Source organism: Dactylosporangium roseum (genome assembly GCF_025264685.1).
Taxonomy (GTDB): domain Bacteria; phylum Actinomycetota; class Actinomycetes; order Mycobacteriales; family Micromonosporaceae; genus Dactylosporangium; species Dactylosporangium roseum.
The window spans coordinates 1,691,315-1,706,981 of record NZ_CP073721.1 but is presented as its reverse complement, the minus strand read 5'-3'; the positions used below and the strand labels follow the sequence as shown (position 1 = coordinate 1,706,981).

At 70.7% G+C, this 15,667-nt stretch carries 12 protein-coding genes; 6 read left to right on the top strand and 6 right to left on the bottom strand.

What is annotated here, in order from left to right:
* Window positions 1–60: 60 nt before the first annotated feature.
* From dapF to Drose_RS08715, 3 genes are read right to left on the bottom strand one after another with little or no spacing between them, the layout of a single operon-like run.
* Entirely contained in the window at window positions 61–915 is an 855-nt protein-coding gene (dapF, locus tag Drose_RS08725) for a diaminopimelate epimerase (protein ID WP_260727667.1), read from the bottom strand.
* A 4-nt stretch (window positions 916–919) separates the two neighbouring features.
* Window positions 920–1,822, bottom strand: a complete 903-nt coding sequence (gene miaA / locus Drose_RS08720; RefSeq protein WP_260727666.1) for a tRNA (adenosine(37)-N6)-dimethylallyltransferase MiaA — start codon at window positions 1,820–1,822, stop codon at window positions 920–922.
* Window positions 1,819–2,493, bottom strand: a complete 675-nt coding sequence (locus Drose_RS08715) for a class III extradiol dioxygenase subunit B-like domain-containing protein (protein ID WP_260727665.1) — start codon at window positions 2,491–2,493, stop codon at window positions 1,819–1,821. Before Drose_RS08715 ends, miaA begins: the two co-directional genes overlap by 4 nt.
* Window positions 2,494–2,688: 195 nt before the next feature.
* Here Drose_RS08715 and Drose_RS08710 point away from each other — a divergent pair, with 195 nt between their 5' ends.
* Entirely contained in the window at window positions 2,689–3,897 is a 1,209-nt protein-coding gene (locus tag Drose_RS08710; protein WP_260727664.1) for a DUF349 domain-containing protein, read from the top strand.
* Window positions 3,898–4,311: 414 nt separating this feature from the next.
* Here the strand turns inward: Drose_RS08710 and miaB are convergent, their stop codons facing one another.
* Both miaB and surE read right to left on the bottom strand, forming a co-directional pair.
* Window positions 4,312–5,790, bottom strand: coding sequence for a tRNA (N6-isopentenyl adenosine(37)-C2)-methylthiotransferase MiaB (gene miaB, locus Drose_RS08705; protein ID WP_260727663.1), 1,479 nt, complete (start codon window positions 5,788–5,790; stop codon window positions 4,312–4,314).
* 13 nt (window positions 5,791–5,803) lie between these two features.
* The gene (gene surE, locus Drose_RS08700; protein WP_260727662.1) at window positions 5,804–6,589 is read right to left on the bottom strand and encodes a 5'/3'-nucleotidase SurE; all 786 of its coding nucleotides are present in this window, start codon (window positions 6,587–6,589) and stop codon (window positions 5,804–5,806) included.
* 116 nt (window positions 6,590–6,705) lie between these two features.
* Between surE and Drose_RS08695 the strand changes: the two genes are divergently transcribed.
* The 5 genes from Drose_RS08695 (at window position 6,706) to Drose_RS08675 (ending at window position 12,962) form a co-directional block, all read left to right on the top strand.
* The gene (locus tag Drose_RS08695; protein ID WP_313900038.1) at window positions 6,706–7,449 is read left to right on the top strand and encodes an amino acid ABC transporter ATP-binding protein; all 744 of its coding nucleotides are present in this window, start codon (window positions 6,706–6,708) and stop codon (window positions 7,447–7,449) included.
* Window positions 7,450–7,513: 64 nt separating this feature from the next.
* A complete protein-coding gene (locus Drose_RS08690; protein ID WP_260727661.1) occupies window positions 7,514–8,479 on the top strand; it encodes a glutamate ABC transporter substrate-binding protein in 966 nt (321 codons plus the stop codon).
* Between the two features lie 58 nt (window positions 8,480–8,537).
* Window positions 8,538–9,194 carry an amino acid ABC transporter permease gene (locus Drose_RS08685; RefSeq protein WP_260727660.1) on the top strand — a complete coding sequence of 219 codons (657 nt, stop codon included), beginning with the start codon at window positions 8,538–8,540 and terminating at the stop codon, window positions 9,192–9,194.
* Window positions 9,191–10,063: an amino acid ABC transporter permease gene (locus Drose_RS08680; RefSeq protein ID WP_260727659.1), complete on the top strand. Its 873-nt coding sequence runs from the start codon at window positions 9,191–9,193 to the stop codon at window positions 10,061–10,063. The genes Drose_RS08685 and Drose_RS08680 overlap by 4 nt, the downstream gene beginning before the upstream one ends.
* Window positions 10,064–10,103: 40 nt before the next feature.
* Window positions 10,104–12,962 carry an ABC transporter substrate-binding protein gene (locus tag Drose_RS08675; RefSeq protein ID WP_260727658.1) on the top strand — a complete coding sequence of 953 codons (2,859 nt, stop codon included), beginning with the start codon at window positions 10,104–10,106 and terminating at the stop codon, window positions 12,960–12,962.
* 112 nt (window positions 12,963–13,074) lie between these two features.
* Here Drose_RS08675 and rny read toward each other — a convergent pair whose 3' ends face one another.
* Window positions 13,075–14,856, bottom strand: coding sequence for a ribonuclease Y (rny, locus tag Drose_RS08670; protein ID WP_260727657.1), 1,782 nt, complete (start codon window positions 14,854–14,856; stop codon window positions 13,075–13,077).
* Window positions 14,857–15,667 lie beyond the last annotated feature (811 nt).

Genomic DNA, 15,667 nt, shown 5'->3' with positions numbered 1-15,667 from the left:
CCCGGGTTTGTCAGGCACCACAACTGCAAGATCAACGCAAAAGAAGGGTCGAGGGGGCGGTCAGAAGTGGGCCGGGGTCAGGTGGCGGATGGCCTGTTCGTCGACGTCGCCGTGGGCGACGATCACCGCGGGGCCCTGGAGCACGCACTCCGTCGGGGTCGATGTCACCGTGAGCCGGCCGCCGGGCACGTCGACTACGACGACGCCCGCCTCCAGGCCGGTGTGGTGCAGCGCCACGGCGGCGACCGCGCAGGCGCCGGAGCCGCAGGACTGGGTCTCACCGGAGCCGCGCTCGTAGACGCGCATCCGCCGGTAGAGATCGGCACCGACCGGCGGTGAGCCGGCCGCGGCGAACTCGACGTTGACGCCGGCGGGGAAGATCAGCGGGTCGACCGCGGGCGCGGCGGTCAGGTCGAGGCACTCGAGCGTCGGCTCGTCGACCGGGCACACGAGATGGGGGTTGCCGACGTCGACGGCGGTGCCGGCGAACGTGGCGCCGTTCGTGCCGGCGTCGCTCTGCACGTACACCCTCGGGACCGGCATCCCGGCGGCGATCTCCTCGCCGATCGTCACCGGCACCACGCCGGCCCGGGTGACGAGGTTGAACGACCCCTCGGGGGCGACGAGACCGGCCTCGGCGAGATACCGCGCGTAGACCCGCACCCCGTTGCCGCACATCTCCGACTGGGAACCGTCGGCGTTCCAGTAGTCCATGAACCACTCGGCGACGGCCGAGGACGCCTCGGCGTCGGGGTGGGCGGCGCTGCGCACGACCCGCAGGACGCCGTCGGCGCCGATCCCGCGACGGCGGTCGCACAGCGCGGCGACGAACGCCGGGGTCAACGGCAGCACGCCGTCCGGATCGGGCAGGATGACGAAGTCGTTGCCCGTGCCGTGTCCTTTGGCGAAGCGCATGGCGTCAATCTTGCCGCACGACGCCCAGTGCCGCCGCCGTGATGTCCGCCGCCGCGCCGTCGAGCCACACGATCCGCCGATCACGGCGGAACCAGGACCGTTGCCGGCGCACGAACCGCCGGGTGGCCCGCACCGTCTCGGCACGCGCCTCACCCTCTTCGCACCCTCCCGCGAGGAACGTGAGGATCTGCTGGTACCCCAGGGCCCGGCCGGCCGTCCGCCCTTCCCGCAGGCCCTGCCGTTCGAGCGCGCGTACCTCGTCGACGAACCCGGCGGCCCACATGGCCTCGACGCGCCGCTCGATCCGCTCGTCGAGCAGTTCGGTGCCGACGTCGACGCCGATCTGGAGGGCGTCGTACACGGGGCGCGGCTCCGGCAACCGTGCGGTGAACGCGCCGCCGGTGAGCGCGATGACCTCCAGCGCGCGCACGATGCGCCGGCCGTTGCCGGGGAGGATCCGTTCCGCGGCGGCCGGGTCGGCGGCGGCCAGCCGCGCGTACAGCGGCGCGGGGCCGGCCCGCTCCAACTCCTCCTCCAGTTCGGCGCGCAGCCGCGGGTCCGTGCCCGGGAAGTCGAAGTCCTCGAGGACGGCCCGGACGTACAGGCCCGAACCGCCGACCAGCAGCGGGACCCTGCCCCGGCTCGCCACGTCGTCGATCGCGGCGCGGGCGAGCCGCTGGTACACGGCGACGCTGGCGGGCTCCCGGACGTCCCAGACGTCCAGCACGTGGTGCGGGATCCCGGCCCGCTCGGCGACGGTGAGCTTGGCGGTGCCGATGTCCATCCCGCGGTACAACTGCATCGAGTCGGCGTTGACCACCTCACCGCCGAGGGCCTCGGCGAGGTGGAGGCTGAGCGCGGACTTGCCGGCCGCCGTCGGTCCGACGATCGCGACGACCTTCGTCATCGCCAGCTCGCCACCAGATAGCCGACCCCGTACGGCGCGTCGTCGTAGAGCAGCTCGGCGTGCCGCGGCTCGTCGCCCGCCGCTCCGGCCAGCACCTGCCAGGGGGCGCGGCCGGCGACCAGCAGTTCGTCGGCCAGGACCGGGTCGAGCGCCATCAGGGCCCGCGTGTCGGCCTCGGCCAGGGCGTCCGCCACGGCCGCGTCGAACCCGGCCGCGCGCGGGTCGAGGTAGGCCGGCGCCTTTTCGCTCCGGCAGGCCGAGGCGTCCCCGAGGACCAGCAGCCCGACACGCTCGGCCTCGGCGGCAAGTGAACGTCCGAGTTCAGCGCATTCGTCCGGAGACGCGGTCGATGCCACGCTCTGGAAGGCGCCGGCCCGCGGCGCCAGCCACGCGCCGATCAGCAGGCTGAGGGGCAACGGGTCTCCGCCCGGTGTTCCGACCGGCAGATCGATCCCCCACGGGGACAGGGTCCCCCCGAACGGCGCATGACGGCGTACCGTCGTGGTATCGGCACCGACGACGATGAGCGAGTCGACCGAGGCATTCGCCAGGTGCGCCATGGCGGCGCGGCAGGCAGCCCGCAGGCCGTCAAGCTCGCTCGCCGCCCCGGCGGCCACCTCCGGCACGAGCAACGGCGGATGTGGGCAGACCGCGGCGGCGACGAGTGACACGGCATAACGTTATCGGGGACGGTCTTTGCGCAGCCGCGCGGCCTGCGAATGGCACCGGAATGGTCACGGTTCGGCCGCAGGCCCTCGACCGGCCCCGGGGCACACCTGTGAGAATGCCCTGGGGAACTTTGCTGTGCGATGGCGGCGTGACGGTGGGATACCCGATCCCGCGGGCGCCGGGAGCGAGGATGGGCGATGAGCGACCCTACGACGTATGGACGGATCGACGCTGACGGCAACGTGTTCGTGAAGACGGCTGCCGGCGAACGGGCCATCGGTTCATGGCAGGCCGGGACCCCGGAGGAGGGCCTGGCGCACTTCGCGCGCCGGTTCGCCGACCTGGTCACCGAGGTCGACCTGATCGAGGCACGGCTCGCCAGTGGTGCGGCGGACGCCGGACAGTCGCTGTCCACCATCCGCCGCCTGCGCAGCGGCCTGGACGAGGCGCACGTCGTCGGCGACATCGACGGGCTCGCCGCCCGGCTCGACAAGTTGACCACGGTCGCCGAGGAGAAGGCCGGCGCTGCGCGGGCGGCTCGGGACGCGGCGCGCGCCGAGGCCCTCGCCCGCAAGACCAGGCTGGTCGAGGAGGCGGAGCACATCGCCGCCGAGGCCACCGGCTGGAAGACCGCCGGCGACCGGCTCAAGGAGATCCTCGACGAGTGGAAGTCCATTCACGGCGTCGAGAAGAAGGCCGAGGGTGAGCTGTGGAAGCGGTACGCCGCGGCCCGCGACGCCTTCACCCGCCGCCGGGGCGCGCACTTCGCGACCCTGGACGCCACCCGCAAGCAGGCGCAGGGCCGCAAGGAGGAACTGGTCACGGAGGCCGAGTCGATCGCCGACTCCACCGAGTGGAACGCGACGGCGGCCCGCCTCAAGGAGCTCATGACCGAATGGAAGGCCGCTCCCCGGGCCGCGAAGGAGACCGAGCAGCGGCTGTGGGAACGCTTCCGGGCCGCGCAGGACGCGTTCTTCAAGCGGCGCAGCGAGGTCTTCAGCGCCCGCGACGCCGAGTTCAAGGACAACCTGGATCGCAAGCAGGAGCTGCTCGCCCAGGCCGAGGCGCTCGACATCGACGGCGACGCGAAGGCCGCCCAGGCGAAGCTCCGCGAGATCCAGGGCACCTGGCACGATGTGGGCCGGGTGCCGCGCGAGTCCCAGGCCGGCCTGGACCGCCGCCTGCGCGCGGTCGAGGACAAGGTCAAGGCCGCGATGGACGCCGCCTGGCGCCGCACCCCGCCGGAGGCAAGCCCGCTGCTCGCCCAGATGCGCGAGCAGGTGGCCCGGGCGGAGCAGCAGCTCGCGAGCGCCCAGGCCGCCGGCGACCAGCGCCGGATCAAGGAGGCCGAGAAGGCCCTCGAGTCGAAGCGCAAGTTCCTGGCCATGGCCGAGCACTCAGGCTGACCGGTTCACAAGCCTCTCCAGTGACGGGCACCGCCCGTCCGACATAGAAAAGTTGACCACTACGCGCCACGTGCGTGTAGTGGTCAACGTCGTTTCGGGGTCGGACCGGCGGCTGCGACCCGCCATTCCCGGTGGCAACGCTGATTGCCGACGCGGGTCAGGCGGCGAAGTGAAGCCGTGCGGTCGCCTGTCCACCCCGGTGTTGGTTGCGCTATGGGATGGTGACACACAGTCGTGCGGGTGGGTGGCTGTCGCTCATGATCGCCGCTGGACCTGGGACGGCGGGTTCCGGCGGCGGATTGCGGCGCAACACGCGCCCGCCGACGCACCCGGCGACGACACCTCCGAGGCCCCGTCCGAATTGTCGGCCTGATCCGGGTTGGTAAGAGGCCGTTGGACTGAACTTCGCGGCTGTCAGCAGGAGCTGGTCGCCGGCTGGGGTGGTGGCGCGCCGATCGTGGGCATGCCCAGCGAAACGCCCGGGGTGCGGGTCACCCGGCCGGCCTCCCACGCGTCGCCGGCGCGGGTGCGGCGGTGGGAGATCAGCGGGCCGTCGGCGTTGAGGTGGTGCGGGGCCGCGTAGGTCACCGTCGTGTGGACCACGTCGCCGGGGCGGATGGCGGCTGTCGGGTCGGCTGCGAAGTGGACCAGGCGGCCGTCGCGGGCGCGGCCCGACAGCCGGCCCGTCGCGCCGTCCTTGCGGCCCTCGCCGACGGCCACCAGGACCTCGAGCGTCCGGCCGACGAGCTGCTTGTTCTCCGCCCAACTGATCTCTTCGAGGGTGGCGATCAGCCGGTCATACCGCTCCTGGACTACCGCCTTCGGCACCTGGTCCTCCATCGTCGCGGCGGGGGTGCCGGGGCGCTTGGAGTACTGGAACGTGAAGGCGCTGGAGTAGCGCGCCGCCCGGACGACGTCCAGGGTGCGCTCGAAGTCGTCGTCGGTCTCGCCGGGGAAGCCGACGATGATGTCCGTGGTGATCGCGGCGTCCGGCATCGCGGCCCGGACCTTGTCGATGATGCCCAGGTAGCGTTCGGCGCGGTACGAGCGGCGCATCGCCCGCAGCACCGCGTCGGAGCCCGACTGCAGCGGCATGTGCAAGGAGTGGCACACGTTCGGCGTCTCGGCCATCGCGGCGATCACGTCGTCGGTGAAGTCCTTCGGGTGCGGGCTGGTGAACCGCACGCGCTCCAGACCCTCGACGGAGCCGCAGGCGCGCAGCAGCTTGCCGAAGGCGAGGCGGTCGCCGAACTCGACACCGTAGGAGTTGACGTTCTGCCCCAGCAGCGTCACTTCCAGTACACCTTCGGCGGCCAGCGCCCGGACTTCGGCCAGGATGTCGCCCGGCCGGCGGTCCTTCTCCTTGCCGCGCAGCGCCGGCACGATGCAGAAGGTGCAGGTGTTGTTGCAGCCCACGGAGATCGACACCCAGCCGGCGTAGGTCGACTCGCGGCGGGTCGGCAGCGTGGAGGGGAAGACCTCCAGCGACTCGAGGATCTCGACCTCGGCGCTGGCGTTGTGCCGGGCGCGCTCGAGCAGCACCGGCAGCGAGCCGATGTTGTGGGTGCCGAAGACCACGTCGACCCAGGGCGCCTTCTTAACGATCTCGCCGCGGTCCTTCTGCGCCAGACAGCCGCCGACGGCGATCTGCATGCCGGGATTGGCGCTCTTGGTCGGCCGCAGGTGGCCGAGGTTGCCGTAGAGGCGGTTGTCGGCGTTCTCCCGCACCGCGCACGTGTTGAACACGACCACGTCGGGGTCGCCGCCGGCCGCCGCCGGGACATAGCCGGCGTCCTCCAGCAGACCCGAGATGCGCTCGGAGTCGTGCGCGTTCATCTGGCAGCCGTACGTGATCACCTTGAAGGTGCGCGGCGCGGAAATGGGAGCAGTCATGGCAGCACGAAGTCTAGCCCCCGACATGCTCCCCGGACGTATCCACCAACCCCGGCAGCGGTACGTCCAGAGCCTCGTGGGGCGGCCGGATCGGCGTCACCGACACGTAGCCGTCGTGCAGCCACGCATCGTCGCTGCCGGGCTCCGCGCCACCGTCCAACTGCTCCAGTGACATGCGCACGAAGCCTTCGCCCCGCTCCAGCATCGTCATCTGTACCGTGCCGAACTCGGCGAGGTGCGCCCGCCGGATGCCGCGCAGGTCGCCGGCCGCCACGTTCGGGACGTTGACGTTGAGCACGAACGGGCCGGTGAGCAGCGGCATCAGGGTGCCGGCGACCTCGGCGGCGGTCTCCCAGTGCGGGTCGGCCTCGACCCGAGGGTCGAAGGACACGCCGAGGGAGACGGCCATCGCGCGGCAACCGTTGTCGACAGCGGTGAACGCCGCGCCGACCGTCCCGGAATGCAGGACCGCGGCACCCGTGTTCGGGCCCCGGTTGATCCCGGACAGGACCACGACCGGTGCCTCGCCGAAGGCGCCGCGGGTCGCGATGAGCACGATGAACGCCGGCGAGGCGGCCACGGCGAACGCCGGTACCGCGGCCAGGGGTGCTGGCAGGATGCGCTCTTCCATGCTGATACGCCCACCCACGTCGACGGCGGCGAGCGAGGCGCTGGCGCCGCTCGCCTCCCTCGCCGGGGCGGCGACCACGACGTCGTGTCCGGCCCGGACGGCCGTCGCGGCGAGTGCGTGGAGCCCGGGGCTGTCGATGCCGTCGTCGTTGGTCACCAGGATTCTCATGGCCGCCAGTGTGGCAAGCGCCTCGCCGTTATCGGTCCGTGACCGCCGCGCCGCCGTTCGGGGGCAATACCACCGCTAACGTTTCCCGAAAGCATTCCCACGCAGCGAGGCGGCCGATGACAGACGAACCTTTGATCGTGCTCAATGGCGTGAACAAGTGGTTCGGCGAGTTGCACGTTCTGAAGGACATCAACCTGTCGATCGGCCGCGGTGAGGTCGTGGTCGTCGTCGGGCCCTCCGGTTCGGGCAAGTCGACGCTCTGCCGCGCCATCAACCGACTGGAGCCGATCAACGACGGCGAGATCGTCTTCGATGGCACCCGGCTGCCCGAGGAGGGCCGCCCGCTCGCCCGGCTGCGCAGTGAAGTCGGCATGGTGTTCCAGTCGTTCAACCTGTTCGCGCACAAGACTGTGCTGGAAAACGTGATGCTGGGGCCGGTCAAGGTCCGCAAGGAGAAGCCGGCCGTGGTGCGCGAGCGCGCCATGGGGCTGCTCGACCGGGTCGGCATCGGCACGCAGGCGGAGAAGTATCCGGCACAGCTCTCGGGCGGCCAGCAGCAGCGCGCGGCGATCGCCCGGGCGCTCGCCATGCAGCCGAAGGCCATGCTGTTCGACGAGCCGACGAGCGCCCTCGACCCCGAAATGGTCGGCGAGGTGCTCGACGTGATGACGGGACTGGCCCGGGAGGGCATGACCATGGTCGTGGTCACCCACGAGATGGGGTTTGCCCGCCACGCGGCCAACCGCGTCGTCTTCATGGCCGACGGCCAGTTGGTGGAGGAAGCGGCGCCGGCCGATTTCTTCGCCAGCCCGAAGAGCGACCGGGCGAAGGACTTCCTGTCGAAGATCTTGACGCACTGACCGGTGCGTTTCCGGCCGTCCGGCGAGCCCGGGCGGCTTGAGGTGATGGAAGGAGCACGCAAGCATGCGAATCACGCGGATCGCGGCGGTAGCCGCAGTCGCCACCCTTGCGCTGGGTCTTGCCGCTTGCGGCAAGGATGGCGAGCCGACCCCGGAGACCCCCGGCGCCGCGGGGTCGAACGCGCCGGCCAGCGACAGTTGCAGCTCGTCGGGTGTGACGCTCACCCCGGCCAGTAACGTCGCGATCACCGGCAGCCCGACCTACGACAAGATCAAGTCGGCGAGCAAGGTGGTCGTGGGTGTCAAGTTCGACCAGCCGAACCTCGGCTACAAGGACGCGTCCGGCAAGCGCTGCGGTTTCGACATCGAGATCGCGCGGTTGATCGCCTCGAAGCTGGGCATCGACCCGGCGAAGATCGAGTACAAGGAGATCCCGTCCGCCAACCGCGAGACGGCGATCAAGAGCGGTGAGGTCGACTACTACGTCGGCACCTACTCGATCACCGACAAGCGCAAGGCCGACGTGTCGTTCGCCGGCCCGTACTTCGTCGCCGCGCAGGACCTGCTGGTGCGCAAGGACGACAGCTCGATCACCGGCGCCGACTCGCTCAAGGGCAAGACGGTCTGCTCCGCGACCGGCTCGACCCCGATCCAGCGGGTCCGCGACCAGAAGCTGACCGAGCCCGGCGGCAAGATCGTCGAGTTCGGCACCTACTCCGAGTGCGTGTCGCAGTTGATCGACCGGAAGGTCGACGCGGTGACCACGGACGACGCGATCCTCAAGGGCTACGCGGCGCAGAACCCGGCGCTGCTGAAGGTCGTCGGCAAGCCGTTCATCAACCCGGCGACGAGCCAGCCGTACCCCGAGAAGTACGGCATCGGCCTGAACCACGACGACAAGGCGCTGCGCGACTTCGTCAACGCCTCGCTCGAGGCCGCCTTCGGTGACGGTACCTGGCAGAAGATCTACGACGGCACGCTCGGCAAGTCGGGCTCGTCGGCCACCCCGCCGAAGCTCGAGAAGTACTAGTCGACACCGCGAGGGGCGCCGCCGCGAGCGGCGCCCCTTCCCCTTCCCCGAGGTCTTCATGGGTTCGTTCTGGCACATACTGACCGACAACTGGGACGTCATCGGCCCGCACTTCCTGTCGACGATCGAGCTGTTCGTGATCGCCGCCGTGAGTTCCCTGGTTCTCGGCACGCTGCTCACAGCGATGCGGGTGTCCCCGGTCCCGGCACTGCGCGCGTTCGGCACCTCATACGTGCAACTGCTGCGCAACACGCCGCTGACGCTGGTCTTCGCGCTGCTCGTCTTCGCGGTGCCGAAGCTCAACGTGACCTTCGACTACTTCACCGGCGCGTGCATCGCGCTCACGGCCTACACCAGCGCGTTCATCTGCGAGGTGCTGCGCTCCGGCATCAACACGGTGCCGGTCGGGCAGGCCGAGGCCGCCCGCGCGCTCGGCATGACGTTCACCCAGGTGCTCGGCTCGGTCGTGCTGCCGCAGGCGTTCCGCAGCATCGTGCCACCGATGATGAGCGTGCTCATCGCCATGCTGAAGAACACCACCGTCGCGGCCGGCTTCTCGGTCGCCGAGGCCGGCGCCATCCGCCAATACCTCGCCGAGCGCGGTGAGAACCAGATCCAGGTCCTGCTCTGGGTCACCATCGGCTTCCTGATCATCATCGCCCCGCTGGTCTACCTGCAGCGGCGGCTCGAACGGCGCTGGAAGGTCGCGCGATGACCAACGTGCTCTACGACCTGCCCGGACCCAAGGCGCGGCTGCGTAACCGAATCATCGGCGTGGTGAGCGCCCTCGCGATCCTGGCCCTGCTCGGGTACGTCGTGTACCGCTTCGACGAGACCGGCCAGTTCGAGTCGATCAAGTGGCAGCAGTTCCAGTACACGGCGATCCAGGAGCAGCTTCTCGACGGTTACCTGACCACGTTGCGGGCGGCGGGCGCCGCGGCGGTGCTGGCGCTCGTCTTCGGTGCGATGTTCGCCGCCGGCCGGCTGAGCGACCACGCGCTCTTCCGGGCGCCGTCGACCCTGGTGGTCGAGCTGTTCCGGGCGATCCCGCTGCTGATCCTGATCTTCTTCGCGTACTACGGGCCGCTCCAGCTCGGCTTCAAGATCGAACCGTTCTGGCCGCTCGTGATCGGTCTCACGCTCTACAACGGCTCGGTGCTCGCGGAGATCTTCCGCGCTGGCATCGAGGCGGTTTCGCGCGGACAGTCCGAGGCGGCGTACGCCCTGGGCATGCGCAAGACCCAGGTGATGACGCTCATCCTGCTGCCGCAGGCGGTGCGCTCGATGCTCCCGGCGATCGTGAGCCAGCTCGTGGTCCTGCTGAAGGACACCGCGCTCGGGTTCATCATCACCGTGCCGGAGCTGCTGACCGTCGGCAAGCAGATCGGGGGCCGCCTGACGTTCGGATTCCCCTATGTGCCGAGTTACCTGATCGTCGCCGCCATCTACATCGCGACCTGCGGCCTGCTCAGCTACTTCGCCTACTGGCTGCAGAAGCGGATGAACCGTGGCAGCCGACGGGGCAGGACGACGGCGCGACCGGGCCCTTCGACGACGGAAACCGGAAGTACGGCTGCCGTTTGAGGCGATTGGCAAGGTTGCGGCCGGTGCGTACGCTGCCCGGGTGGCGGACAGCGGTTTTCGGCTAGGCATCGACTTCGGCACCTCCAACACCGTCGCGGTCCTGCGGTGGCCGGACGGCCGCACCAAGCCCCTGCTCTTCGACGGATCACCGCTGCTGCCCTCGGCCGTCTACGTCAACGCCGACGGCACGATCCTCACCGGGCGTGACGCCGTCCACTCGGCACGCCTGCAACCGCACCGGTTCGAGCCGTATCCGAAGCGGCGCGTCGAAGAGGGCGTCGTCTGGCTCGGTGAGCGTGACGTGCCCGTGCTGGAGCTCGTCTCGAGCGTCCTGCGCCGGGTCGCCGTCGAGGCCGAGCGGGTGGCGGGGGCCAAGCCCGGCCAGGTGACGATCACGCATCCGGCGACGTGGCCGCCACAGCGCCGCCAGACGCTCGCGCAGGCCGCGACGATGGCGGGGTTGCCGGCGCCACTGCTGTCCCCCGAGCCGGTCGCCGCCGCGTCCTACTTCGTCGGTACGGTCGGCACGCACGTCCCGGTGGGCGGCGTCGCCGTCGTCTACGACTTCGGTGCCGGCACCTTCGACGCGAGTGTGGTGCGCCGCAACGCGGGCGGCGGCTTCGACGTGCTCGTGAGCGAGGGCCTGCCCGACGCGGGCGGTCTCGACGTCGACGCGGCCGTGGTCGCGTACCTCGGACGCAACTTCGCCGGCCGCGAGGGCGACCAGTGGCAGCGCCTCACCAACCCGGAGAGCGAAACCGACCGGCGGGCCGCCTGGCAGCTCTGGGAGGACGCCCGGCTGGCGAAGGAGATGCTGAGCCGGGCCGCGACGACATACGTGCACGTGCCGCTGTTCGACGAGAGCGTGCCGATCGGCCGGGAGCAGTTGGAGCAGTTGGCCAAGCCGATCCTGGACCGCACGGTGACCACGACGCAGATCGCCCTCCAGTCCGCGGGGGTGGGGCAGTCACCGGTCGCGGCCGTGTTCCTCGTCGGCGGCTCCAGCCGGATCCCGCTCGCGGCGACCCTGCTGCACCGGGCCATGGGACTGGCACCGACCGCGATCGAGCAGCCGGAACTGGTGGTGGCTGAGGGTGCGCTGCACCTGGCGCCGCCGACCGGCCGGGCGGCGGTCGGCGGCGCGGGCGCGACCGGGTCGCCGCTCGTCCCCTCCCCCATCTCCGGCGGTCCGCGGCCGACCTCGGGCGGCGGAGCGCTGGCCGGGCCGGGCGGGACGGAGCCGAGCGGCGACGTGGCGGCCTCGCCCGTGTCGGGGGTTCCCACCTCCGGCCAGCCGGTGTCGGGCCAGCCCGTCTCGGGCGAGCCGGCGTTCAGCATGCCGTCCTTGACACCGCACCTGCCGCCGCTGCTGCAGACCGGCTCGATGCCGATCGTGCCGGCGCAGCCCACCTCGGGTCGGCCGGTGAGCACACCGCCGGTCAGCACGCCACCGGCGAGCCCGCCGCCCGTGCCGCACCAGCCGGGGCCGGTGAGCACACCGCCGGCCCAGCAGCCACCGGTGGTCCAGCGGCCGCCCGTGCAGCAGCCGGTCGGGTATCAGCAGCAGCGGCCCCCGGTGTACCCGCAGCCGGTCGTCCAGCAACCACCGGTGGTCCAGCGGCCGCCCGTCCAGCCGGTCGCCGTGCCGCAGATCCCCGTGCAGCAGCCGCCGCCGGCCTGGCAGCAGCCCGTACAGCCGCCGAATCAGAAACGCTCGGGTGCCCTTGTCGCGGCGATCGGCGGCAGCGTGCTGGCGCTGCTGCTCCTGGTCGGCGGGCTCGTCTGGTGGGTCAACCGCGGTGGCGGCGGGGAGCCGGGCGACGGCTCGTCGAAGCAGGCGGCGCCGCCCGCGTCCCCGGTGTGCGGGAACAAGATCGCCTACCTCGGCATGGCCAGCGGCACCAGTTCCGAGGACGGCGTCATGATGCGCAACAGCGTCAAGATGGCGGTCGAGGACTTCAACGCCAAGAACCCGTCGTGCACGGTGGAGTTCGCGGAGTTCGACACGCAGGGCAAGGAGGACCTCAGCAAGTCCAAGGCCCAGGATCTCGTCGACGACCCCAAGATCATGGGCGTGGTCGGGCCGGTGTACCGCAACGAGATCATCGCCGCCGGGCCGATCCTCGACAAGGCCGGCATCCCGATGATCACGCCGTTCGCGCCCGACGACGACCTGACCACGCGGGGCTGGGCGACGTTCCACCGAATCATCGGCTCGGACACGGATCAGGCGGCGGCCGGCGGGCGCTACCTGAAGAACGTCCTGAAGGCGAAGAAGGTCGTGATCGTGTACGACGACACGGACTTCGGCACGGTGGGGCGCAAGGCGGCGTCGGACGCGCTGGGCCCGATCGCGAGCAGCACGGTCTCGATCCGGCGGACGGACAAGGACTTCGCGTCGGCGGTCAAGCAGGTCACGGACGCCAACCCCGACGGGGTGTACTTCGCCGGTCAGGCCGACGACGGGGCGACCTTCGTGAAGGCGCTGCGGACCGCCAAGCCGGCGATCGCGGTCGTGGCGGCGGACCGGATCTTCACGCAGGGCTTCGTCAACAACACCGCCGGTGCGGCCGACGGCGTGATCATCACCTGCCCGTGCCTGCCCCCGGAGGAGGCCGGCGGCGACTTCGGCTCGCGCTACCAGGCCAAGTACGGCAAGTCGGCCACCTACTACGGCCCCGAGTCGTACGACGCCGCGAACATCTACCTGGCCGGCTTCCTCGCCGGCAAGGGCACCCGGGCCGACATGCAGACCTTCGTGAAGTCGTACGACGGCGAGGGCGTGTCCCGGCGGATCAAGTTCGGCCGGGACGGCGACCTCGACGTTCCGGATCCGGTGATCTGGTCGTACAAGGTGGCGAACCCGTACGTGAAGCCGGACGCGAAGATCGCTCCCTAGCAGGCGGTGACCACGTTCGGCGCCACTCGACGTAACAGTGCAAGGGAGCCCCAGCGCCTGTTTCATAGCTGAGGCCGGGCTGCGGCGGGCCCCAGGTAGGAACAGCGGCCAGCTAGCGCGCGATCTCCGTCACCCGCGATTCGCGGACCACTGTGACACGGATCTGGCCGGGGTAGGTCAGCTCCTCCTCGATCTGCTTCGCCACGTCCCGGGCCAGCACGGCCGCCCCGATGTCGTCGACGTCGTCGGGGCGGACCATGACCCGGATCTCGCGTCCGGCCTGCATCGCGAAGACCTTCTCGACGCCCGACTTGCCGCCGGCGATCTCCTCGATACGCTCGAGGCGCTTGACGTACGCCTCCAGACTCTCCCGACGCGCACCCGGCCGGCCGCCGGAGCAGGCGTCGGACGCCTGGGTGAGGACCGCCTCGATCGTCTGCGGCGGCACCTCGTTGTGGTGCGCCTCGATCGCGTGGACGACCTCGTCGGACTCGCCGAACTTGCGGGCCACGTCGGCGCCGATCAGCGCGTGGCTGCCCTCGACCTCGTGGGTGAGCGCCTTGCCGATGTCGTGCAGAAACGCGCACCGCTTGATCAGCGCCGGGTCGAGCCGCAGCTCGGAGGCCATGATCCCGGCGATGTGCGCGGTCTCCACCAGGTGTTTGAGCACGTTCTGGCCGTAGCTGGTGCGGTACCGCAGCCGGCCCAGCAGCGTCATGAGCTCCGGGTGCAGGTCGGTGATGCCGACCTCGACGAGCGCGTCCTCGGCGGCCCGGTTGCACAGCCGCTCGACCTCGTGCTTGGCCTGCTCGAAGACCTCCTCGATGCGGTGCGGGTGGATCCGCCCGTCGAGCACCAGCTTCTCCAGGGTGAGCCGGCCGATCTCGCGCCGTACCGGATCGAAGCAGGACAGCAGCACCGCCTCCGGCGTGTCGTCGATGATCAGGTTCACCCCGGTCGTCGACTCGAACGCGCGGATGTTCCGCCCTTCGCGGCCGATGATCCGGCCCTTCATCTCGTCGCTGGGCAGGTGCAGCACGCTGACGACGCTCTCCGAGGTCTGCTCGCTGGCGACCCGCTGGATGGCGTCGACGACGATGTGCCGGGCCCGCTGCTCGGCGGTGCTGCGCGCGTCGCTCTCGATGTCCCGCACGAGCAGCGCGGCCTCCCGCTTGGCCTGCCCCTCGATCATCTCGACGACCTCGATCCGGGCCGCGTCGGCGGTGAGCCCGGCGATGCGCTCCAGTTCCTCGCGGTGCCGCTCCTCCGCCTCGGCGACCTCCGACTCACGGCGCGTGAACGTCGCTTCACGTTCCAAGAGATCGGCTTCGGTACCGCTGATGCGCCGGTCCCGCTCCGCCAGCCGCTCGGCCTCCTCGGCGAGCAGCCGCTCCCGTTCGTCCAACCGGCGCTGCCGGCGCTCGGCGTCCTGGGACTGCTCCTTGGCGACGGCCGTGAGCTGGCTGACCTCCCGCTCGCCGGCGCGGCGGGCGGCGGCCCTGGCCTGCTCGGCGTCCTGCTCCGCCTGCCGGTGTGCCCGCTCCAGGAGCGAGTCGGCCTCGGCCCGGGCGGCGTCCAGAATCCGCCGCGCCTCCGAGCGTGCGGAGGACGCTTCGGCCTTGGCCGCCGCGGCCTCGGTGCGGGCAGCGGCCGCCGCCGCCCGCGCCTCGTCGACGGCGGCGGTCGCGTCTTCGGCGGCGGTACGCAACGATGCGAGAGAATGTTCCTGGCGGTCCTTCTCGGCGAGGAACGCCGGATCGTCGGCGGCCGGTGCCACGGGCACGGGCGCGACACTGAGCCGCCGGACCACCTTGAGGGCCGCGGCGACCACCACGACGACCACCACGACAAGGACGGCGACCGCAACGGTCAGGACTATCTCGATCCCGCTCACGCCGCCACCTCGAAGCACTTCACACCGTTCCGCCCGGCGGCAGCACCCGCGCGACCGTTCAGGCGGCGATCGGTCGACATCGTGATGAACGGACCGTGGTTCTCGACACCGGCTCGGCCAGCACTCCCCAGGCCCGCTCGGCCGGCCCGGGCGGCGTTGTCCAAGCCCGCCAAGCCCGCCAAGCCCGCCCGGCTCACCGGGCCCGCCAAGCCCGCTCGGCCGGCCCGGGCGGTGTTGTCCAAGCCCGCCCAGCCGGCAACACCTTCGGCGATGGCCCTATGGGTGTAGCCGGTCTGATCGTCAGGTATGTCGGCGCCAGGTATATCGACGGCCGCGCGGTCGCCGGCCCGGCTGGCGTGGGCATTCGGGTCGCAGAGGATGACACGGGCGCATTCCGTCACGACGTCACCTCGCTCCGCTCGGCGTCGCACATATGGCGACGCGGGTGATATGGAGGAGACGCCCGACCACTGCATCAAGATATGTCGATATTGGGGCCCGGAGAGCCCCACTGCTTGGCCGCTGCTAGCACCGACACCTCCCGCAAGGCGTGGCGCGCTTATCTGCTGCAATCTCGTAAGTGTTGCTGATCTGTGACGCGATCTATGTTGTGCGGTAAACCCGCGGTGGTTGGGCGGTCTCCATCTGGTAACGCCGAGGCTAGGTCGTCAAGGGCGCTTCGGTCAAGGACTCATGATCGGGCACCATATGGGACGTAAGTCGGCCAAGTACGCTCGCCAGCCGAAACATCGTAGCAGCGACATTTGACCGGATGTTTCCGGCATGTCGGTCGCTCAGGACCGGCTGAGTT

Excerpts from the sequence above, each read along its gene's own strand:
- Drose_RS08710 (WP_260727664.1), top strand. The coding sequence starts at position 2,689 with ATGAGCGACCCTACGACGTATGGACGGATCGACGCTGACGGCAACGTG.
- miaA (WP_260727666.1), bottom strand. The coding sequence starts at position 1,822 with ATGACGAAGGTCGTCGCGATCGTCGGACCGACGGCGGCCGGCAAGTCC.
- miaB (WP_260727663.1), bottom strand. The coding sequence starts at position 5,790 with ATGACTGCTCCCATTTCCGCGCCGCGCACCTTCAAGGTGATCACGTAC.
- surE (WP_260727662.1), bottom strand. The coding sequence starts at position 6,589 with ATGAGAATCCTGGTGACCAACGACGACGGCATCGACAGCCCCGGGCTC.
- Drose_RS08685 (WP_260727660.1), top strand. The coding sequence starts at position 8,538 with ATGGGTTCGTTCTGGCACATACTGACCGACAACTGGGACGTCATCGGC.
- dapF (WP_260727667.1), bottom strand. The coding sequence starts at position 915 with ATGCGCTTCGCCAAAGGACACGGCACGGGCAACGACTTCGTCATCCTG.
- Drose_RS08695 (WP_313900038.1), top strand. The coding sequence starts at position 6,706 with ATGACAGACGAACCTTTGATCGTGCTCAATGGCGTGAACAAGTGGTTC.
- Drose_RS08690 (WP_260727661.1), top strand. The coding sequence starts at position 7,514 with ATGCGAATCACGCGGATCGCGGCGGTAGCCGCAGTCGCCACCCTTGCG.
- Drose_RS08680 (WP_260727659.1), top strand. The coding sequence starts at position 9,191 with ATGACCAACGTGCTCTACGACCTGCCCGGACCCAAGGCGCGGCTGCGT.